Origin of the sequence: Sphingopyxis sp. Geo25, assembly GCF_949769135.1 — a bacterium.
GTDB lineage: Bacteria > Pseudomonadota > Alphaproteobacteria > Sphingomonadales > Sphingomonadaceae > Sphingopyxis.
In genome coordinates this window covers 112030-133087 of record NZ_CATKOZ010000006.1, presented here as the reverse complement: position 1 = coordinate 133087, position 21058 = coordinate 112030, and the positions used below count along the sequence as shown (strand labels likewise).

The 21058-nt window shown below is 68.0% G+C and carries 18 protein-coding genes and 1 tRNA gene; 18 read left to right on the top strand and 1 reads right to left on the bottom strand.

Going from position 1 to position 21058, the window contains the following annotated elements; genetic code table 11:
* Positions 1 to 10: 10 nt before the first annotated feature.
* The 16 genes from QOL68_RS15480 (at position 11) to QOL68_RS15405 (ending at position 17026) form a co-directional block, all read left to right on the top strand.
* The gene (locus QOL68_RS15480; RefSeq protein WP_282949943.1) at positions 11 to 1036 is read left to right on the top strand and encodes an AAA family ATPase; all 1026 of its coding nucleotides are present in this window, start codon (positions 11 to 13) and stop codon (positions 1034 to 1036) included.
* Complete coding sequence (locus QOL68_RS15475; protein ID WP_282950023.1) at positions 1036 to 2757, top strand: hypothetical protein; 1722 nt, start codon at positions 1036 to 1038, stop codon at positions 2755 to 2757. The genes QOL68_RS15480 and QOL68_RS15475 overlap by 1 nt, the downstream gene beginning before the upstream one ends.
* Before the next feature lie 13 nt (positions 2758 to 2770).
* On the top strand, positions 2771 to 3991 hold the full coding sequence (locus QOL68_RS15470) for an XrtA/PEP-CTERM system-associated ATPase (protein ID WP_282949944.1): 1221 nt from the start codon (positions 2771 to 2773) through the stop codon (positions 3989 to 3991).
* A gap of 45 nt (positions 3992 to 4036) precedes the next feature.
* Entirely contained in the window at positions 4037 to 4897 is an 861-nt protein-coding gene (locus QOL68_RS15465) for an XrtA system polysaccharide deacetylase (RefSeq protein WP_282949945.1), read from the top strand.
* Entirely contained in the window at positions 4879 to 5943 is a 1065-nt protein-coding gene (locus QOL68_RS15460) for a FemAB family XrtA/PEP-CTERM system-associated protein (RefSeq protein ID WP_282949946.1), read from the top strand. Before QOL68_RS15465 ends, QOL68_RS15460 begins: the two co-directional genes overlap by 19 nt.
* The gene (locus tag QOL68_RS15455) at positions 5943 to 7148 is read left to right on the top strand and encodes a TIGR03087 family PEP-CTERM/XrtA system glycosyltransferase (RefSeq protein WP_282949947.1); all 1206 of its coding nucleotides are present in this window, start codon (positions 5943 to 5945) and stop codon (positions 7146 to 7148) included. The genes QOL68_RS15460 and QOL68_RS15455 overlap by 1 nt, the downstream gene beginning before the upstream one ends.
* Positions 7145 to 8656, top strand: coding sequence for an exosortase A (gene xrtA, locus QOL68_RS15450; RefSeq protein WP_282949948.1), 1512 nt, complete (start codon positions 7145 to 7147; stop codon positions 8654 to 8656). Before QOL68_RS15455 ends, xrtA begins: the two co-directional genes overlap by 4 nt.
* 13 nt (positions 8657 to 8669) lie before the next feature.
* A complete protein-coding gene (locus QOL68_RS15445) occupies positions 8670 to 10565 on the top strand; it encodes an XrtA/PEP-CTERM system amidotransferase (RefSeq protein WP_282950024.1) in 1896 nt (631 codons plus the stop codon).
* 202 nt (positions 10566 to 10767) lie between these two features.
* Positions 10768 to 11952, top strand: a complete 1185-nt coding sequence (locus QOL68_RS15440; RefSeq protein WP_282949949.1) for a GNAT family N-acetyltransferase — start codon at positions 10768 to 10770, stop codon at positions 11950 to 11952.
* Entirely contained in the window at positions 11949 to 12830 is an 882-nt protein-coding gene (locus tag QOL68_RS15435) for a cupin-like domain-containing protein (RefSeq protein WP_282949950.1), read from the top strand. The genes QOL68_RS15440 and QOL68_RS15435 overlap by 4 nt, the downstream gene beginning before the upstream one ends.
* Positions 12831 to 12886: 56 nt before the next feature.
* On the top strand, positions 12887 to 14824 hold the full coding sequence (locus QOL68_RS15430; RefSeq protein WP_282949951.1) for an alpha/beta hydrolase family protein: 1938 nt from the start codon (positions 12887 to 12889) through the stop codon (positions 14822 to 14824).
* 72 nt (positions 14825 to 14896) lie between these two features.
* Complete coding sequence (infA, locus tag QOL68_RS15425) at positions 14897 to 15115, top strand: translation initiation factor IF-1 (protein WP_010162480.1); 219 nt, start codon at positions 14897 to 14899, stop codon at positions 15113 to 15115.
* On the top strand, positions 15112 to 15702 hold the full coding sequence (locus QOL68_RS15420; RefSeq protein WP_282949952.1) for a Maf family protein: 591 nt from the start codon (positions 15112 to 15114) through the stop codon (positions 15700 to 15702). The genes infA and QOL68_RS15420 overlap by 4 nt, the downstream gene beginning before the upstream one ends.
* Positions 15695 to 16672, top strand: coding sequence for a ribonuclease (locus QOL68_RS15415; RefSeq protein WP_282949953.1), 978 nt, complete (start codon positions 15695 to 15697; stop codon positions 16670 to 16672). Before QOL68_RS15420 ends, QOL68_RS15415 begins: the two co-directional genes overlap by 8 nt.
* The gene (locus QOL68_RS15410; RefSeq protein WP_282949954.1) at positions 16662 to 16856 is read left to right on the top strand and encodes a DNA gyrase inhibitor YacG; all 195 of its coding nucleotides are present in this window, start codon (positions 16662 to 16664) and stop codon (positions 16854 to 16856) included. Before QOL68_RS15415 ends, QOL68_RS15410 begins: the two co-directional genes overlap by 11 nt.
* A 94-nt stretch (positions 16857 to 16950) precedes the next feature.
* Positions 16951 to 17026, top strand: a tRNA-Phe gene (locus tag QOL68_RS15405).
* Between the two features lie 40 nt (positions 17027 to 17066).
* On the opposite strand, the gene QOL68_RS15400 is transcribed toward QOL68_RS15405, so the two are convergent.
* A complete protein-coding gene (locus tag QOL68_RS15400) occupies positions 17067 to 18167 on the bottom strand; it encodes a YeiH family protein (protein WP_231729152.1) in 1101 nt (366 codons plus the stop codon).
* A 158-nt stretch (positions 18168 to 18325) separates the two neighbouring features.
* On the opposite strand from QOL68_RS15400, the gene QOL68_RS15395 reads away from it, so the two are divergent.
* Together QOL68_RS15395 and QOL68_RS15390 are read left to right on the top strand one after the other, a co-directional pair.
* Positions 18326 to 19354, top strand: a complete 1029-nt coding sequence (locus QOL68_RS15395) for a LacI family DNA-binding transcriptional regulator (RefSeq protein WP_282949955.1) — start codon at positions 18326 to 18328, stop codon at positions 19352 to 19354.
* Between the two features lie 349 nt (positions 19355 to 19703).
* On the top strand, positions 19704 to 20951 hold the full coding sequence (locus QOL68_RS15390) for an MFS transporter (RefSeq protein ID WP_282949956.1): 1248 nt from the start codon (positions 19704 to 19706) through the stop codon (positions 20949 to 20951).
* Positions 20952 to 21058: the final 107 nt, after the last annotated feature.

The following is a 21058-nucleotide window of genomic DNA, read 5'->3' as shown; positions in this document are numbered from 1 at the left end:
GGAAGAGGACATGAACGACCAACGCCCCGTCAAGCGCCAGCCCTCGCTGCTCGAACGCGCCGCCGACATGTTCGGCCTCGATCCAGCGAAGAACGCGTCGACGATCGACGTGTCGAAACTGCCGCCCGAGCCCGAGAAGCGCGCGCGCAAGGCGAAGGCCGAACCCGTCGCCGAAATATTGCCGCCGGACGTGGCGCCCGAACCCGCAATCGACGTGACGCCCGCTGTCGAGCCGGCGTCCGCCAAGCCCTCGCCGCGCAAGCATGTCGCGAAGGCGGCGCCCGCGATCCAGCCCGCGCGCCACGCCCGCATCGACCGCGACCGGCTTGCCGCGCGCGGCATGGTCGTTCCGGGCGCCCCGGTGACCGGCATCGCCGAGGAATATCGCATCGTGAAGCGCGAGATCATCCGCAATTTCGCGGGGACCGCGAACCGGCCGGTCGTGCCGCGCGGCCACCGCGTCCTCATCGCCTCTGCGAACCCCGGCGAGGGCAAGACCTTCACCGCGGTCAACCTCGCGCTCAGCCTCGCGGTCGAGGCCGACCACGACGTGCTGCTGATCGATGCCGATATCGCGAAGCCGAGTGTGCTCGACGCGCTTGGTCTCGAAGACGGTCCGGGGCTGATGGACGCGCTCGCCGATCCGCATCTGCCGCTCGCCGACTGCCTGATCCAGACCGACATTCCGGGGCTGAAGGTCATGCCCGCGGGTACGCAGCATATGCACGATACCGAACTGCTCGCCTCGGCGCGGACCGAAGCGCTGCTCGCGCAGCTCGAACAGGGCGCGCCGGGCCGGATCGTCATCCTCGATTCGCCGCCCGTCCTCGCGGCATCGCCCGCGGCGGTGCTCGCCGGGCATGTCGGCCAGCTCATCATGGTCGTGCGCGCCGACCAGACGATGGAAAGCGCGCTGCGCGACGCGATCGGCCTGATGGGGGCGTGCCCACACATCCAGCTCCTGCTCAACGGAGTGAAATTCTCGCCGGGCGGCCGCCGCTTCGGCACCTATTACGGCCAGGGAGGCGGCGCGTGATGTCTCCCCGTTTCACCTTGCGCACGGCGGCGGCGCTTGCCGCGCTGCTGCTCGCGGGAACCGCGACGAGCGCCGAGGCGCAATTCTCGGGCGATCCCGGCGCCGCGTCCAGCGATCCGGGGGCGAGCAGCGCACCTGCGGCGTCCGAAACCGGCCGCAAGGCGAAGCGCGGCGAACGCAAGAAGCGCCAGCGGCAGGTCGATGTCAGTCCTTATCTCGAGGTCGATCAGGTGCTGACCGCCGACCTGAAAGGCGGCGACGGCGATGTCCTGACCTACACGACCGTCGCTGTCGGGGTCGACGCCGCGATCGTGACGCGCCGAGCCGAGCTTGCGGGAACGATCCGCTACGAACATCGTTTCGGCGAAAGCGGCGGGCTCAGCGACGCCGATATCTTGAGCGGCCTCGTCCGCGGCCGTCTCGAAGCCGCGCAGGGGCTGAATCTCGAAGCCGGGGCGCTCGCGACGCGCGCGCGCGCCGACGGGCAGGGCGCCGACGGCGGCTTCTTTATCGGGGGCGGGACCAATGTCGCCGACCTCTATTCCATCTACGCCGGGCCGACCTTCGCGCGGCGTATCGGCAATCTCGACGTCGGCGCCGGCTATCGCTTCGGCTACACCAAGGTCGAGGTCGACAATCCCGCGGTGCTCGCGCCCGGCGTCCAGCCCCGCGATGTCTTCGACCATTCGACCAACCATGTCGCGTGGGGCAGCATCGGCCAGCGGCCGGGCGACCTGCCGTTCGGCTGGCAGGTATCGGGCGGCTGGGAACGCGAGGATGCGAGCCAGCTCGACCAGCGTTTCGACGGCAAATATGCGCGCGCCGACATCACGGTGCCGATCTCGCCGACCGTCGCGCTGCTCGGCGGCGTCGGTTATGAGGATGTCGAGATCGGCCAGCGCGACCCGGTGGTCGATGCGAACGGCGTGCCGGTGCTCGACGCGAACGGCCGCTATGTCACCGACACATCGAGCCCGCGCCAGCTGTCGTTCGACGTCGACGGGCTGATCTGGGACGCGGGTGTGATGTGGCAGCCGAGCCGCCGCACCTCGCTGACCGCGCGCGTCGGCCGCCGCTATGGCGACACCGTCTATACCGGCAGCTTCGCCTATCGCCCCGACCATGCGACCCTGGTCCAGGTCGGCGTCTATGACGGGCTGTCGAGCTTCGGCCGCGGGCTTTCGACCGGCCTCGCGGCGCTGCCGACGCAGTTCGACCCGACGCGCAACCCGGTGAGCGGCGAGGTCAACACCTGCGTCTTCGGCGAACAGACCGGCGGCTGCCTCAACAACCAGCTCGGCAATGCCGGCACCTTCCAGTATCGCAACCGCGGCGTGCAGGCGATCCTGAGCTCTACCTACGGCCGCTGGAGCTATGGCGTCGGGGTCGGTTACGACCGCCGCCGCCTGCTCGTTCCGGCGGCGTCACCGCTCGCCTATCTCGATGGCACGAAGGACGAGAGCTATTATCTCTTCCTGACCGCGAGGCGCCAGCTCGATGTCGATTCGGATCTCAGCATTGCGGGCTATCTGAACTATTACGACAATGGCGCGCCGGGTGCGGGCGATGTCCAGTCGGCGGGGATTTCGGCAGCCTATTCGCGGCGCATCTGGCGTTCGCTGACGGGCAGCGCGGCGGCGGCGCTGAGCGCGTTCGACCAGGATGGCTTCAACAGCCGCCTGATCGGTTCGGCGCTGGTCGGCCTGCGGTACAATTTCTGATCGGGGAATTTCGATGTACGATCAATATTATGGTTTCACCGGTCGGCCCTTCCAGCTGACGCCCGATCCGGCTTTCTATTTCGAGAGCGGCACGCACCGCAAGGCGATGTCCTATCTCGGCTACGGCCTCGCGCAGGGCGAGGGGTTCATCGTCATCACCGGCGACGTCGGCGCCGGCAAGACGACGCTCGTCGGCCATTTGATGAACACGATCGATCCCAACCGCCTGACCGCGGTCAAGCTGGTGTCGACGCAGGTCGAGGGCGACGATCTGCTCCGCCTCGTCGCCGAACAGTTCGGCATCGAGTGGGAAGAGCAGAGCAAGGCGGAGCTTCTCCGCTCGATCGAGCAATATCTGCGCGAACAGGCGCGCGCCGGCCGCCGCACCTTGCTGATCGTCGACGAGGGGCAGAATCTTGCGATCTCGGCGCTCGAAGAGCTGCGCATGCTCTCGAACTTCCAGCTCGGCGACCATTCGCTGCTGCAGATCTTCCTGCTCGGCCAGCCCGAATTCCGCCAGACCCTGTTCCATACGCCCGCGCTCGAGCAGCTTCGCCAGCGGGTGATCGCGACGCACCACCTCGACCCGATGGAGCCCGAGGAGGTCGAACCCTATATCCTCCACCGCCTCAAGAAGGTCGGCTGGACGGGCAATCCGAGCTTCGCGCCCGAGGCGTTCGAGCTGATCTACGACTATAGCGACGGCGTGCCGCGCAAGTTGAACGTGCTGGTCAGCCGCCTGCTGCTGTTCGGCGCGGTCGAGGAACTGCACCGCATTTCGGCGCAGCATGTCCGCAACGTGATCGGCGAGATCGAGGCCGACCGCGGGATTGACGAAGCAAGCCTCGCTCCGCTGCCGGTCGAGGAGGTTGTCGCGCACGCGGCCGCCGCCGCCGAGCCGCCGCAGGCGTGGTCCGACGCGTCGAACGATGGCCGCCCGCCCTTTGCCGCGCCCACCGATTTCGCAACCGCGCGCACGCTCGTCGCCGATCAGGCCGGGATGCCCGCCGCGGCCGACGACGTGATCGAGCTTGTGTCCGAACCCGTCGCTCAGGCCCCGGCCGCGCATGATGCGCAGATCGCCGCGTTGCAAAACCAGATCGCCAGCCTCGAGGCGCGGCTCGTCGAACAGGATGCGGCGCTGCGCCGCGTGCTCGACCTGCTCATCGAATGGGTCGAGCGCGATCCCGAAAATTCGCCCAACCCCACGAAGTCCGAAGTCTGGGCGGCGTGACGTTCTGAACATCGACTGCTAAGATGTTGATGAAGGTGAGGGACGATGCAGAACGGCCTGTCGGTCGATGTCGAGGACTGGTTCCAGGTCGGCGCCTTTGAGCGCACGATCGACCGTGCCGACTGGCCGACGCTCGAATGCCGGGTCGAGGCGAATTGCGATGCGGTGCTGCAGATTTTCGCCGAGGCGGGCGCCAAGGGCACCTTCTTCACGCTCGGCTGGGTCGCCGAACGCTATCCGGCGCTGATCCGGCGCATCGTCGCGGCGGGGCATGAACTCGCCAGCCACGGCTATGATCACAAGCGCGTCTTCTCGATGACGGCCGACGATTTCGCCGCCGACCTCACAAGGACGCGGGCGATCCTCGAAGATCTCGGCGGGGTCGCGATCCGCGGCTATCGCGCCCCCAGCTTCTCGGTCGATACGCGCACGCCGTGGGCGCATGCCGTGCTCGCCGAACAGGGCTATGCCTATTCGTCGAGCGTCGCACCCGTCATCCACGACCATTATGGCTGGCCGCAGAGCCCGCGCCATGCCTGGCGCCCGCTGCCCGACAGCGATCTTGTCGAATGGCCGGTGACGACCGCGCGCTTTGCCGGGCGCACGCTGGCGGCGGGAGGCGGCGGCTTCATGCGCCTTCTCCCCTATGGCTTCACGCGCTGGGCGATCGAGCGGATGAACGCCGAGGGGCATCCCGCGATCCTCTATTTCCATCCGTGGGAAATCGATCCCGGCCAGCCGCGCGTCGCCGACGCGCCGGTGAGGTCGAGAATCCGCCATTACACCGGCCTTTCCGCAATGGCGGGCAAGCTCAAGAAACTGCTCGCCGATTTCGAATGGACCCGCGCCGATGCGCTGATCCCCGCGCAGCAGGAGCGCGCGCAGTCGTGGCGCGCCGCCGCGTGAACGCGCCGATTCAGCCCCCGGTGCCGCTGACCGATGCCGACGCGTGGGACGCCTATGTCGCCGCGCATCGAGAGGCGACGCCCTTCCACAGCCGCGCCTGGTGCGAGGCGATCACGCGCGCGACCGGACACATCTGCCACCTCGTCACCGTGCGCGGCGCCGACGGCGCGCTCACCGGAATCGTGCCGCTTCATCATGTCCGCTCGCCGCTCTTCGGGCAGGCGCTCGTCGGCAGCGGCTTTGCGGTCGACGGCGGTATATTGGCGGACAATGACGCGGTCGCCGCAACGCTCGCGCAGCGCGCGGCCGACATGGCGAAATCGCTCGGCGTTCCCTCGGTGGAGCTGCGCGGCGGGGCGCTTCCCGACGCTGACGGGTGGCACCGCGAGGAGGGTGTCTATGCCGGCTTCGTCCGCAACCTCGCCGCCGATGACGACGCCGAACTGCTCGCTGTTCCGCGCAAGCAGCGCGCCGAGGTGCGCAAGGCGCTCGAAAGCGACCTGACGATCACGACCGGTTCCGACGAAGCCGAACGGCGCGACCATTATCGCATCTATGCGACCAGCGTCCGCAACCTTGGCACGCCGGTGTTCCCGAAGGCGCTGTTCGACGCGGTGCTCGACGCATTCGGTGGCGACGCCGATATTCTGACGGTGCGTGTCAATGGCGCGCCGGTCGCGAGCGTGCTCAGCCTCTATTGGCGCGGTACGGTGATGCCCTATTGGGGCGGCGGCACCGCCGACGCGCGCAGGCTGCGCGCCAACGAGCTCATGTATTTCGCGCTGATGCGCCATGCGCGGGCGAAGGGTTGCACCCGCTTCGATTTCGGCCGCTCGAAACTCGGCACCGGTCCCTTCGCGTACAAGAAGAATTGGGGCTTCGAGCCCGAACCGCTCGTCTATGCGCGCTGGCTCGCGCCCGGCGAACGCCCGCGCGACACCAACCCGACCAGCGCCAAATACCGGCTGCAGGTCGACCTCTGGAAGAAACTGCCGCTATGGGCGGCGAACCGCATCGGCCCGCTGATCGCGCGCGGGCTCGGGTAATGGCCGAGATCCTGTTTCTGGTCCACCGTGCGCCCTGGCCCCCCGACCGCGGCGACCGCATCCGCAGCTGGCACATGTTCGAGGCGCTGGCAAAGCTCGCGCCCGTCCATGTCGCTGCGCTCGCCGATACGGCCGAGGATGCCGCCGTCGCCGAGGCGAAACTCGCGCCGCTTTGCAGGAGCCTGTGCATCGAGGTGCGCGGCGTATCGCGCCCCGTCGCGCTCGCGTCGGCAGTCCTGCGCGGCGAACCGGCGTCGAACCGCCTGTTCCGCAGCGCCGCGCTTGCCGAGCATGTCGGCGCGCTGCTCGCGATCGGCAAGGTGAGCCATATCGTCGCCTTTTCGGGGCAGATGGCGCAATATCTGCCCGCCGGGTTCGCGGGGCCGGTCATCATGGATTTCGTCGACGTCGATTCGGCGAAGTTCGCCACTTATGCCGAGCAGGACAAACGCCAGCCGCTCCACTGGGTCCACGCGCGCGAGGCGCGGAGGCTCGGCGCGTTCGAGGCCGAAGTCGCGCGCGCGGTCGATGCGAGCCTGTTCGTCAGCGAGGCCGAGGCGGCGCTGTTCCGCGCGCGCAGCGGGCTCGGCGCCGACACGGTGCATGCCGTCGGCAATGGCATCGATACCGGCCATTTCGATCCCGCGCTGTCGTTCGACCGCGTGGGCGAGGGCGACGGCCCGCTCGCGGTGTTCACCGGCCAGATGGACTATCGGCCGAACATCGACGCGGTGCGCTGGTTTGCGTCGGATATCCTGCCGCGCATCCGCGAGCATCACGCGCAAGCGCGCTTCGCGATCGTCGGCCGCGCGCCGGCCGATGAGGTGCGCGCGCTTGAAGCGCTGCCCGGCGTGATCGTCACCGGCGAGGTGCCCGACGTCCGGCCGTGGCTCGCCGCCGCCGATGCGGTGGTCGCGCCGCTGCTCCTCGCGCGCGGGGTGCAGAACAAGCTGCTCGAGGCGATGGCGATGGCGCGGCCGGTGGTCGCGAGCGCCGCCGCCGCGACGGGGATCGACGCTGCGCCGGGCGAGCATCTGCTCGTCGCCGACGGGGCCGGTGCGATGGCCGACGCCGTCGTTCGCCTGTTCGACGACCCCGCCGCCGCCGCCGCGATGGGAAGGGCGGCGCGGGCGCAGATGATCGTGCGCTATGGCTGGGATGCGCAGCTCGCGCCGCTCGCGCACCTGCTTGGGCTCGCGGCATGACGGCGCATACCATCGCCCGCCCGCGGGACTGGACGCGCTGGCAGCGGCACCTTGCCGCACTCGCGGGCGTGGCGGCGGCGATGCTCGCGGTCTTCCACCGCGACGCCGCCGATATGGCCGGCATCTGGTGGCACAGTTCGACCTTCACCCACTGCCTGCTGATGGTGCCGATGATCGGCTGGCTGGTGTCGCAGCGTACCGCGCTGCTGCGCCCGCTGACGCCCGCTTTCTGGTGGCCCGCGCTGGTCTGGATCGCGGGCGCGGGGCTGGTGTGGCTCGTCGGCGAGGCGGCGGGGGTCGGGCTGTTCCGGCAACTCGGCCTCGTGCTGATGCTGCAGGGCGCCGTGGCCGCGACATTGGGTGAGAAGCTGGTGCGCGGGCTGCTGTTTCCGCTCGCTTACGCACTGCTCCTCGTGCCGTTCGGCGAGGAGCTGGTGCCCCTGCTCCAGACGCTCACCGCGAAAATTTCGCTTATGTTGCTGCATCTGTCGGGCCTTTCGGCCGAGATCGAGGGCGTGTTCATCACCACCCGCGCGGGCTTTTTCGAGGTGGCCGAGGCCTGTTCGGGGGTCAATTTCCTGATCGCGATGCTCGCCTATTCGGTGTTCGCCGCGCACCTCTGTTTCAAAAGCTGGACGCGGCGTATCATCTTCGTCGGCCTCGCGCTGGCCACGACGATCCTAGCCAACGCGCTGCGCGCCTATGGCACGATGGTCGCGGCCGAGATCTGGGGGATCGAGGCGGCAGGCGGGATCGATCATGTCTTCTACGGATGGATTTTCTTCGGCCTCGTCATTTTGGTCGTGATGCTCGTCGCCCGCCGCTGGTTCGACCGCCCCGCGAACGATGTCGCGGTCGATGTGAGCGGGCTGGGCGGCACGCCGCGCCGCACCGGCCATGCGGCGGCTGTGCTGTGCGGGGCGATTGCCATTCCGTTGCTCTTCGTCGGCTGGGCGACGCTTGTCGGCGGGCGCACGGCAGAGTTGCCCGCAACGATTGCGGTCGCGACCCCGGCCGGATGGACCGCCGCAACGCCCGAATCCGTCGCTTGGCATCCCCGCTTCGACGGCGCCGACCGGCGGGTCGTCGGCCATTTCGCCGATCGACAAGGGAACCGCGTCACCGTCGCGATCGGCGGCTATGAACGGCAGGGCGAAGGGCGCGAAGTCGTCGCCTTCGGGCAGGGCGCGATCGATCCCGACGGCAAATGGGCATGGAGCGCCGCGCTCCCCGCGGTCGACGGCGGCAAGACCGAACGCCTGCTCCACCCCGGCCCGCTGCTGCGCGATGCCGCGAGCTGGTATGTCGTGGGCGGCACTGCGACGGGCAGCGCGCGGACCGCAAAACTGGCCGGGCTGAAGGCGCGCCTGTTCGGCGGTGACCCCCGCGCGCTGTCGCTGATCGTCTCGGCCGAAGCGGCGCACGGCGGCCGCGATGCGATCGCCGCTTTCGTTTCCGCGTCGGGTGGAGCGCAGGCAATGGCTGACCGCGCGCTCGAAACGCGTTAAGACCGCTTTCTATATGTGCGGGATCGCAGGCATTTATCATACTGAGACGGCCAAGCCGGTCGATCCCTCGCGCCTGCGCGCGATGCTCCACCCGATGGCGCACCGCGGCCCCGACGGCAGCGGCACCTGGACCGCGCCCGGCGTCGGTTTCGGCCATCTGCGCCTGTCGATCATCGATATCGAAGGCAGCCCGCAGCCGATGGCGAGCGACGACGAGATCGTCACCATCACCTACAACGGCGAAATCTATAATTTCCGCGAGCTGCGCGCCGAGCTGGAGGATCGCGGCCACCGCTTCCGCACCAGCGGCGATACCGAGGTGATCCTCGCGGCCTGGCGGCAATGGGGCGTCGAATGCCTGTCGCGCCTGAACGGCATGTTCGCCTTCGCGATCCACGACCATGCGCGCGGCTGCCTGTTCCTCGCGCGCGACCGGCTGGGGGTGAAGCCGCTCCATCATGTCCGGCTGTCCGACGGTTCGCTTGCCTTTGCGTCGGAACTGAAGGGGTTGCTGCGTCACCCCCTGCTGCGGCAAGAGCCCAATCTTGCGGCGGTCGAGGACTTCCTCGCGCTGGGCTATGTCCCCGATGACAATTGCATCGTCGCGGGGGTCGAGAAATTGCCCGCGGGGCATTTTCTCCTCCTCGAACGCGGCAAGCCCTTTCCGGAGCCGCAGCGCTGGTGGGCGCCCGATTTCTCGAGGCGCGTCCGCGTCGGGGAAGCCGAGGCCGCCGAGCATCTCGTCCACCTGATGCGCGCGGCGGTCACCGACCGCATGGTGTCCGACGTGCCATTGGGCGCCTTTCTGTCGGGCGGCGTCGACAGCAGCGCGGTCGTCGCGCTGATGGCGGAGGCGAGCGCGCAGGCGGTCAAGACCTGCACGATCGGCTTCGACCAGGCGGCGCTCGACGAGACCGCTTATGCGCAAGCGATCGCCGAACGCTTCGCGACCGACCATCGGACGCGCACCGTCGCCGCCGCCGATTTCGCGCTCGTCGACAGGATCGCCGACATGTTCGACGAACCCTTCGCCGACGCCAGCGCGCTGCCGACCTACCGCGTCTGCGAACTCGCACGCGAGCAGGTCACGGTCGCGCTCTCGGGCGACGGCGCCGACGAGGCGTTCGCGGGATACCGCCGCCTCGTCTTCCAGCATCAGGAGGAGCGGCTGCGCGGCCTGATCCCTGGCGTGCTGCGGCGCGGCCTGCTCGGCCCGCTGTCGCGCGTCTGGCCGCAGATGGACTGGGCGCCGCGCCCGCTGCGCGCGCGCGCGACGCTCGCCGGTCTGTCGAAGGGCGGGATCGAGGCTTATGCCGAGGCGGTCGGCGTGACCGGTCCCGCGCAGCGCGCGCGGCTCTACAACGACGCCGCGATCCATGCGCTCGGCGACCATATCGCCGAAGCGCGCTACTGGAAGGCGATGAGCGAGGCGCCGGCGCGCGAGGCGCTCGACCGCGCGCAATATGCCGACCTGATGATCTGGCTGCCGGGCGACATCCTGACCAAGACCGACCGGATGAGCATGGCGGTCAGCCTCGAGGCGCGCGAGCCGTTGCTCGACTATCGCCTGATCGAATTCGCCGCGAGCCTGCCGGCGTCGATGCGCGTCAAGGGCGGGACGGGCAAGGCGATCCTCAAGCAGGCTATGGAACGCTATCTGCCGCACGACATCCTCTACCGGCCGAAGATGGGCTTCGTCACGCCAGTCACGCAATGGTTCCGCGGACCGCTCGCACCGCAGGCAAAGGCGCTCGCGACCTCGGCGACGCTCGCGCGCTCGGGCTGGTTCGACATGGCCGAGATCGAACGTGTCGTCGCCGCGCACCAGTCGGGCCGCCGCGATCATGGCCGGCTGATCTGGCAATTCTTCATGCTCGAAAAGTCGCTGGCGAAGCTGTTCGGTATCTGAACGCGCTGGCGTCTTGGTTGGGCGTTCCTCCCATCTTCACCCCGGACTTGATCCGGGTCCATTCGAGGTCGCGCCTCAAACATGGATCCCGGATCAAGCCTGTCCTGAGCTTGTCGAAGGGTCCGGGATGACGAAGTTACAGACTTCGCGCTTGGACGAATTGCCACCTCCTCTTAACGCTTCGATGCTAGGATAACCGGCGATGACGGTCCATCCAGCCTTTCCGGTCAGTGCCACCGCAGCCGGGGATTCGGCGGCGCTCGCGGTGCGCATCGTCGACCCGCTGGCGCTGTCCGACGACCTCGCGGCAGCGTGGGACGGGTTGGCGGACGAGGCGAGCGAGCCCAATCCCTTCGTCGAGCGCTGGTGCCTGCAACCCGCGTTCCACCTGCTCGACCCCGCGCGCGAGGCGCGGCTGGTGATGGTGATGGGCGGCCGCGACGGTCCCCTGATCGGGGTGATGCCGCTCGCCTCGGCGGTCAGATATGGTCCGCTGCCGCTGCGCCACGTCACCGGCTGGGCGCACCCCAATCACTTCCACGGGGCGCCGCTGGTGCGCGCGGGGATGGAGCATCTGTTCTGGTCGATCCTGCTTGGCTGGTGCGATGCGGCGGGCTGGGCGCACACGCTGATCCATGTGCCGCGCCTGACCGAAGACGGGCCGCTGCACCGCGCGCTCGCCGACGTGTCGCGCGATCGCGGCGCAGCGGCGGAGATCGTCCACCGCGAGGAGCGCGCGCTGCTCGAGAGCGACCTTTCGCCCGAAGCCTATTGGGACGTCGCGGTGCGCGCGAAAAAGCGCAAGGAGCTGCGCCGGCAGGCCAGCCGCCTTGGGGACGAGGGGCGCGTCTCCTTCCGCCGCTGGACCGGCGAGGAGCCGATCGAACAATGGATCGGCGCCTTCCTCGATCTGGAGGCGCGCGGCTGGAAAGGCCGCGCGGGCTCGGCGCTCGCCAGCCACGGCGATACCGAGGCGTGGTTCCGCGCGATCGTCACCGCGGCCGCGGCGGCGGGCAAGCTCGACATGCGCGCGCTGGTGCTGAACGACCGGCCGCTCGCGATGCTCGTCAACTTCCTCGCCGTCCCCGGCGCCTTCTCCTTCAAGACCGCGTTCGACGAGGATTATGCCCGTTTTTCGCCCGGGGTCCTGCTCCAGCAGGCGAACCTCGACCTGCTGGGCGATCCGCGCATCGCGTGGGTCGACAGCTGCGCGGCGCCCGATCACCCGATGATCGACAGCGTCTGGCGCGAACGGCGGCAGCTTGTCTGGGTCAACGCGCCGCTGGGCGGTAGCGGCGACCGGCTGCGCTTCCGCGCGCTCGCGAAGGCGGAAAGGATCTGGCGCCGTTGGAAACGCCCCGCTTCGAAGGTAGAAGACCAGCCATGACCGGCCAGCCCATCATCGACCAGCCCGCCAGCGACCGGCACGTTTTTCCGGCGGAAACACTCGCGCGGATGGAGGTGCTCTATCCGGCGCAGGCGGGCTTGCTGCACCACCGCCTGCCCGAGCATCGCCTGCTGTCGCTCGACGCGCTTGCGGCGCTCGGCGAGAATCTGCCCGCGAGCCAGGTCGAATATAATCCGGGCGATGTGCCGATCGGGATCGCGCCCGAGGATGTGCCGTCGAACGGCCTGTCGATTGGTGAAACAATCCGCACCATCGACACCAACCGAAGCTGGGCGGTACTCAAGAATATCGAGACGGTGCCCGACTATCGCACGCTGCTGATGGACCTGCTCGGCGAACTGGCGCCGGTGGTCGAACCGCGCACCGGCGCGATGCTGACGCCGCAGGGCTTCGTCTTCATCTCGTCGCCGGGGTCGATCACGCCGTTCCACTTCGACCCCGAACATAATATCCTGCTCCAGCTTCGCGGGACCAAGGTGATGCACGTCTGGCCCTCGGGCGACGAACGCTTTGCGCATCGCACCCAGCATGAGCGCTATCACACCGGCGGGCATCGCAACCTGCCGTGGCAGGATGACTATCTCGGCGCCGCGCAGCAGGTGCCGCTGGGGCCCGGCGACGCGGTGCTGATGCCGGTGATGGCGCCGCATTTCGTCGCCAATGGCGACGCGCCCTCGATCTCGCTGTCGATCACCTGGCGCAGCGAATGGAGCTACCGCGAGTCCGAGGCGCACGCCGCCAACGCCGCGCTCCGCCGCATCGGCCTCGACCCGAAGATGCCGCCGCGCTGGCCGAGTTATGCGCGGGCCAAGACCGTCGGCTGGCGCGTCGCGCGAAAGCTGCGCATTGTGAACTAATTCCCGATTGCTCCCAAATCGCAGCGGCTTATTGTTCGGCCGCAGGGAATGGGGGAATGATGAGGGCATTGGGGTTCATGCTGCTTGCGCTGGCGGCAGCGATCATCCGTCCGGCGACGGCCGCCGCGCAGACGACGGCGGCGACACCTCCGGCACGGATCTCTACCGAGGAACTGGCGCGGCTTCCGGAAATATCGAACGCGGCCTTGTCGCCCGATGGCAAGTCGATCGCCTTTCTCGGCCGGATCAAGGGTCGGCAGGCAATCCTGTATCGCGCCGTCGACCAGGAGGCGATGTCGCGCGTCGACCTGCCCGAAAAGGTCGATTTTCGCTGGCTGCGGTGGGCGGGCAACGACAAGCTTCTGATCAGTATCGAACGCAGCTCGCGCTTCATGAATGTCGATGTGCGCCAGACGGTGTTGTTGCTCCACGACTTCGCCACGAAGACCAACAAGGCGCTCGGACGGGTCGGGCGTTCGCTGGAGGGTGACGACGTGCTCTTCATCGATCCCGACGGCCATTATCTGCTTCTGTCCATGCAGTCGGACATGTTCGATTATCCGTCGGTCTTTCGCGTGTCCCTTCCCGACGGGGCGATGACCGAACTCATCCGGCGGCGTGCGCCGATCTGGGAATGGTATGCCGACGATACCGGTATCGTCCGCGCCGGCGTCGGTTTCGAGGCCGGCAAGCTCAAATTCTACTACCGGCGCTCGGACGGCGAGAAATTCGATCTGATCGCGGCGGTGAAGCCGAGCGACGAGAACGCCTATTTCCAGATCGCAAAGATCGTCACGGGATCGGACGAAGGCTATGCGCTCAGCGACAAAAATGGCCGGCAGGCATTGTATCGCTTCAACTATCGCACACGCGAACTCGGCGAGCTGGTCTATGGCAACGACCGTTACGACATCGACGATTATTGGCTGAACCTTGGTGGAACCGCGCTCGAGGGCGTGTCCTATACCGACGATCGCGATCGGGTCGAATGGTTCGATCCAGTGAACAAGAAGCTGCAGGGGCAGCTCGATCGGGCCATTCCCGGCCGCGAGGCGTGGGTTGCGTCGCGGAGTCGCGACGGCAAGCAGATGCTGGTCCTCGCGACAGCCCCCGACGAACCGGGCCTATATTATTTCCTCGACCGCACCGCCGGCCAGATGTCGCCGATCGCCGCGATGCAGCAGGCGCTCGACCCGGAACGGCTCGCGGTGACCAGGGCGGTGCATTATGCGGCGCGCGACGGAACCGACATCCCCGCTTATCTGACGCTGCCGAAGGGGCGCGAGGCGAAGAATCTGCCCTTGATCGTCTATCCGCACGGCGGCCCCTATGGGGTGCGCGACAAGCTCGAATATGATCCGCAGGTCCAGTTTTTCGCGAACCGCGGCTATGCGGTGCTCCAGCCCAATTTCCGCGGATCGGGCGGTTATGGCACTGCGTTCGGCGATGCCGGCATCGGCCAGATCGGGCGCAAGATGCAGGACGATCTCGACGACGGGATGGACTGGCTGGTCAAGGAGGGCATCGTCGACAAGGGTCGGGTGTGCATCGTCGGGGCCTCCTATGGCGGCTATGCCGCGATGTGGGGCGCGATCCGCAATCCCGAACGCTATCGCTGCGCGGCGAGCCTGGCGGGGGTTGCCGATTTGAAGGCCATGCTAAAATATAACCGGCGCTATCTCGACAAGGAGGCGGGCAAGCGCTGGCGCGCCCGCGTCACCGGCGAACCCGAATTCGATCTCGCTTCGGTTTCGCCGACGCAGCAGGCCGCGCGCCTGCAGCGGCCGTTGCTGATCGCGCATGGCGAGGATGATGGCACGGTTCCGATCGGCCAGTCGCAGAATCTGATCGCGGCGCTGAAGGCCGCAGGGAACAGCAATTTCGAATATGTCGCCTATAAGGAAGAGGGCCACGGATTCTCGAATCCGGTGAACCTGAAAGACTGGTTCGACCGCCTCGATGCCTTCCTCGCGAAGCACAATCCGGCCGGATGACAGATTGCTTTCAATTGCCGTCATTTGGCGTTATGGGCCCGCATCCTGATATTTCGAGCCCATAGAGGATAGATGGCGAAAGAAGAACTTCTGGAAATGCGCGGCCAGGTGGTCGAACTGCTGCCCAACGCGATGTTTCGCGTCAAACTCGAAAATGACCACGAGATTCTCGGCCACACGGCCGGCAAGATGCGCAAGAACCGCATCCGCGTTCTGGTGGGCGACGAAGTGCTCGTCGAACTCACCCCCTATGACCTGACCAAGGGTCGGATCACCTATCGCTTCAAGTGAGCGGCGCGGCGACCTCTCCCGCGCTGGTACTGGCATCGACCTCACCGCGCCGGCGCGAACTGCTGGCGCGGATCGGCCTGACGCCGGCGCGCATCGCGGCCCCTGAAATCGACGAGACCCCGCTGAAGGGCGAGCTCCCGCGCACCTATGTCGCGCGGCTCGCCGAAACGAAGGCGCTCGCGGTCGAACGCGCGGCGGGCGAGGTGGTGCTCGCGGGCGACACGACCGTCGCGGTCGGCCGCCGCATCCTCGAAAAGCCCGCCGACGAGGACGATCTGCGGCGGATGCTGGCGCTGTTGTCGGGGCGGCGTCACCACGTCTGGTCGGGCGTGTGCGTCGTCGGCGCCGACGGCAAGCCGCGCGTCCGGGTTGCCGACACGATCGTCGCCTTCAAGGTGCTGAGCGCGGCCGAGATCGACTGGTATGTCGCGAGCGGCGAGGGGATGGGCAAGGCCGGCGGCTATGCCATCCAGGGCAAGGCCGAGGTCTTCGTGCGCTTTCTGGCGGGCAGCCATTCGAACGTCGTCGGCCTGCCGCTGTTCGAGACGCGGTCGCTGCTGACGAGCGCCGGGGTGCCGCTTGGCTGAGTGGCTCTACGAGGACGGCATCGGCGAGCGCCGCGCCGCGCTCGTCGAGGACGGAGAGATCATCGAAGCGCGGATCGAGCGCGACGGCGAAGGGCCGCGCGTCGGGGCAGTCGTTCAGGCGCGGCTGGTCGAGGCGGGGAAGGGCGCGCGCGTCGCGCTCGACCTGCCGGGCGAGCCGCAGGCGACGCTGGCGTCGGTCCCGCCCGGAACCTCGATCGGCGCGCGCCTCAACGTCGAGATCGTTCGGATGGCGCTCAGCGAACGCGGGCGCGACAAGCCGGCGCGGGCGCGTATCACCGATGCGGCGCCAACCGACGGGCCCGACTTGCGCGCCCGGATCGCGGCGAGCGGATGGCCCGTTACCGAAGTGTCGCAAACCGGTCCCGACCGGCTGGAGGAGGCGGGCTGGTCCGAACTGATCGACCGGGTCCGCACCGGCCACGTCCCTTTTCCGGGCGGCGCGCTGTGGGTCGATGCGACCCCCGCAATGCTGTTGATCGACATCGACGGCGAGAGCGATGCATTTGTGCTGGCGAAGGCGGGGGGCGCCGCGGCGCTGCGCCTCGTCCGCTGCTGCGATGTCGGCGGATCGATCGGCATCGATTTCCCGTCGCTCGCCGGCCGCGCCGAGCGGCAGGCGATCGACGCGCTGGTCGACGAACTATTGCCGCAGCCTTTCGAGCGTACCGCGATCAACGGCTTCGGCTTTTTGCAGATCATCCGCCGCCGCGAACGGCCGTCGCTGATCGAGCAGGTGCGATTCGATCCCGTCGCGACCGACGCCGCGCTGCTGCTGCGCCAGGCCGAACGCGCGCGGGGCGTCGGCGCGCTGCAACTCGCCGCGCGCCCCGCCGTTGCCGACCATATCGCCGCGCACCCGCGATGGATCGCCGAGCTGCAACGCCGCACCGGTCGCCCGATCGAGCTGGCGCGCGACGTTCAGGTGAAAGGAGTCGGCCATGCCCAGTGAAACCCCCGCAAAATCCGGCAAATGCCCGCTCTGCGGCAAGCCGCGCGTCCAGCAATATCGCCCCTTCTGCAGCCGCGGCTGCCGCGACCGCGATCTCAACCAATGGTTCAACGAGGGCTATCGCGTTCCCGCGCACGAGGGGCCCGACGGCAATACCGACGACGGGAAATTCGGCGGCGACTGAGGCGCGATTTTAGCCAAGAAAGTCACTGGACAGGACGAAACACCCTGCCTATAGCCGCCGCTCGCCTGCACGGCCGACCGGCCGAAGCGGTGCTGCCCGGGTAGCTCAGTTGGTAGAGCATGCGACTGAAAATCGCAGTGTCGGCGGTTCGACCCCGTCCCCGGGCACCATATCTCCAGACCGATTTCAGGCCACCGGCGCGGCGGCGATTCAGACGATCGACAGCGCGAACAGCAGCGATGCGGCAAAGCTCGTCAGCGACGCCAGCAGTACCGGCACCGCCGCGCGCCAGCCCATCTCGAGCAGCAGCTCCAGCCGCGTCCGCATCGCGGTCGCCGTCACCGCGAGCAGCAGCAGCGCCTTCGACCCGGTGAGCGCGGCGGCGCGCATCGCCTCGGGGATCGGCGCCACGCTGTTCAGCGTCACCATCGCAAAGAAGGCCGTGATGAACCAGGGCAGGGCAAGGCGCCGCCAGATGCGCGTGTCGCCACCGCCCTCGGGCTTCAGCAGCAGCCCGACGAGCGCGACGACCGGCGCGAGCAGCGCCACGCGCGCGAGCTTGACGATCGTCGCGCTCGCTCCCGCCGCGTCGGAAAAGGCATAGCCGCCGCCGATCGCCTGCGCGACGTCGTGGATCGACGCGCCGATCAGGAAGCCCGCCTGCTTGTCGGTGAGGCCGAGTTCGCCCGCGAGCAACGGATAGATCGTCATCGCAAGCGCGCTCGCCAGCGAAACGCCGACCAGGGTCAGCGCGAACTGCGCCTGCGACAGCCGGTTCTTCCCGATCACGCCATAGAGCGCGAGCGCCGCGCTCGCGCCGCAGATCGCGGTCGCGCCGCCCGCCAGCAATCCGGCGTAGGGCGTCTGCCCCGACAGCCGCGCGCCCAGGAACCCGGCGCCCATCGTCAGCGTCATGATCACGATCAGCGCCGCGAACGGCACCGGCCCCAGCACCGCGATCTGGCCGAAGGTGACCTGCAGCCCCAGCACGACGATGCCGATGCGCAGGAAGGTACGCGACGCGAAATCGAGCCCGCGGTGCGTCACCGCGTTCGCCGAGACGAAGTTGAGCGACAGCCCGACAAGCAGCCCGAGCAGGATGATCGGAAAACCATAATGGTCGGACAGCCACGCCGCCGCCGCCGATCCCGCCGCGCAGGCGGCGAGACCCGGAAACAGGCTGCCTTTCGGCGCGGTTCCCGCCTTGACCTGCGCCAGGTGCAACTCGCCGAACAGGTCGCCGCCGCTCGGCAGGTCGTTCCAGTGCGCGTGCCGCATCGAGGTGCCGACGTTTCTGTCTAACGTTGTCATAGGATCGCGCCATATCGCGAGGCGAGGGAAGGGCGCAACGCTTCTCTTGCGGTGCGCGGCGCGACGCGCCAAAGCAGACAGCGATGGTCAATCGGCGGGACGGGGAGATGCGCGGCCGTGACAGGGACTTGCCAGCCGGGGACGGAGCGTTTGCGCGGATGACCCGGGCGACGATCAAGGATGTCTCGCGCGTCGCGGGGGTGTCGATCAAGACGGTGTCGCGCGTCCTCAACAAGGAACGCTATGTCAGCGACGACATGCGGCAAAAGGTCGAGGAGGCGGTCGCACGGCTCAACTACCATCCCAGCCTCGCCGCGCGCACGCTCGCGGGGCGGCGTTCGTTCCAGATCGGGCTGATCCACGACAACCCCAGCCCCTATTATATCTTCAACATGCAGGCCGGGGTCGGGCAACGGTGCCGCGAGGCCGATTTTCGCATGATCGTCCAGCCGTGCGACATCAACTCGCCCGGCCTCGTCGACGATATCGGCGCGCTGATCGATCAGGCGCAGCTCGACGGTATCATCATGACCCCGCCGGTCACCGACGTCGGCACCGCGCTCGCCGAGCTATTCCGGCGCAAGATCCCCGTCGTCCGCGTCCAGCCGGGCACCGACCTCACTGCGACCTCGGCGGTTTACATCGACAATGTGCAGGCGGCCGACGACATGACCGCCTATCTCATCTCGCTCGGCCATCGGCGCATCGGGCTCGTCACCGGGCACGCCAACTATTTCGCCAGCGGCCAGCGGCTGACCGGCTACCGGCAGGCGCTCCAGCGCGCGGGCATCGGCTTCGACGCGTCGCTCGTCTTTCCCGGCCAGTTCGATTTCCAGTCGGGCGCCGCGGCGGCCGAGGCGCTGCTCGCGCTCGACGAGCCGCCGACCGCGATCTTCGCGAGTAGCGACGATATGGCGGCTGGTGTCCTCGCCGCCGCGCATCGTTTGGGTGTGGCCGTGCCCGACCAGCTGTCGGTCGCGGGCTTCGACGACACCGACCTCGCGCAGGTCGTCTGGCCGGCGCTGACGACGATCCACCAGCCGATCCGCGACTTGGGCTACGCCGCCGCCGACCTGCTGCTCGAATTCGGCGAGACGATCGAGCGCCGGCAGTTGCCGCACAAGCTGATCGTGCGCGGATCGACGGCAGCGCCGCGGCCAATGGATCCCGGATCAAGTCCGGGATGACGAAGGCCTGAAAACGGCCGGTTGCTGCCATAAGATCCTCCCCATCGACTTGCGATGGGGAGGGGGAGTGCAGGGTTGGATTGCCCCCGGCAATCCAAGTCCAGTCCGGGGGACTGGACGACCCAGCACTCCGCGAAGCGGTGGTGGAGGGGCGGCGGGCGTTAGCGAGCGCTGCGCGCTCGGCCCCTCCGTCAGCCCTTCGGGCTGCCACCTCCCCATCGCAAGTCGATGAGGAGGACCATATCGTCCACTCCCCACCCCATTCCCGCCACCATCGAAAGAAACCGGCTATCAATCCGGCTATGACAACGTTATCTCATCGGCCAAACAGATTCGGGGAGAGACGATCTTGGCGCAAATCGCCGACAAACGCCGCTGGCTCGTGGTGGGGCTCGTCTTCGTCGCGATCGTCCTCAACTATGTCGACCGCCAGATCCTCGCGCTGCTGAAGCCGACCTTGCAGGCCGAATTCGACTGGACCGACCGCGATTACAGCCACATGGCATCGGCGTTCCAGTTCGCCGCCGCGCTCGCCTTTCTCGGCACCGGCTGGTTCATCGACAAGGTCGGCCTGCGCCGCGGCTTCGCGATCGGGGTCGGCGTGTGGAGCCTCGCGGGCATGGCGCACGCCTTCGCTTCGACCGTCGCGGGCTTCGTCACCTCGCGCGCCGTGCTCGGCGCCGCCGAATCGATCGGCACCCCCGCCGCGGTGAAGACCGCCGCCACCTATTTCAACGCGAAGGAGCGCAGCTTCGTCCTCGGCCTCGGCGGCATCGCCCCCAATGTCGGTGCGATCCTCACGCCTTTGCTCATCCCGCTGATGGCGATGATGTGGGGCTGGCAGGCGACCTTCCTGATCGCGGGCGGGCTCGGGCTCGTCTGGGTCGTCGTCTGGCTGATGGTGCGCATTCCCGAACAGCCGAACGCCGCGCGCGACGCCGCCGCGCCGAAGATCGCGTGGGCCAGCCTGCTCCGCGACCGCCGCCAATGGGCGGTGATCCTGGGGAAGGCGCTCACCGACCAGGTCTGGTGGTTCCTGCTCTTTTTCATGCCCGACCTGTTCCACCGCGTCTTCGGCCTGACGCAGGGCACGCTGGGCTTGCCCGTCGCCTTCGTCTATTTCATGGCCGCGCTCGGCGGCATCACCGGCGGCTATCTGCCGTCGTACCTGATGGGCCGCCGCGGCTGGAGCGTGAACGCCGCGCGCAAGACGACGATGCTCATCTACGCGTTGCTCATCCTGCCGGTGCCCTTGCTCGTCGGCGTCGACAGCGCGTGGGTCGCGGCGATGATCCTCGGCCTCGCGCTCTTCGCGCATCAGGGTTTCTCGACCAATCTCTTCGGGCTCACCACCGACGTCTTCCCCGCGCGGATCGTCGGCTCGGCGATCGGCATCGGTGCTTTTGCGGGCAATCTCTCGGGCATGGCGATGATCGAGTTCGCCGGCTGGTCGCTCGATACGGGCAGGGGGTATCTGCCGATGATGCTCGTCTGCGCTGTCACCTATCTTGTCGCGCTCGCTGCCATCCACCTGATCCTGCCGCGCATCGTCGCGGTCGACGAGGAGGATGGCGAGGTGCAGGTGCTGGCGCATTGATCGGAATGCTGGCGCATATTTTATGTTCCCCGGCGAAAGCCGGGGCCCATCTCCTGCCGCTGAATGGACCCCGGCTTTCGCCGGGGAACACGAAGGGCGAAATTTAA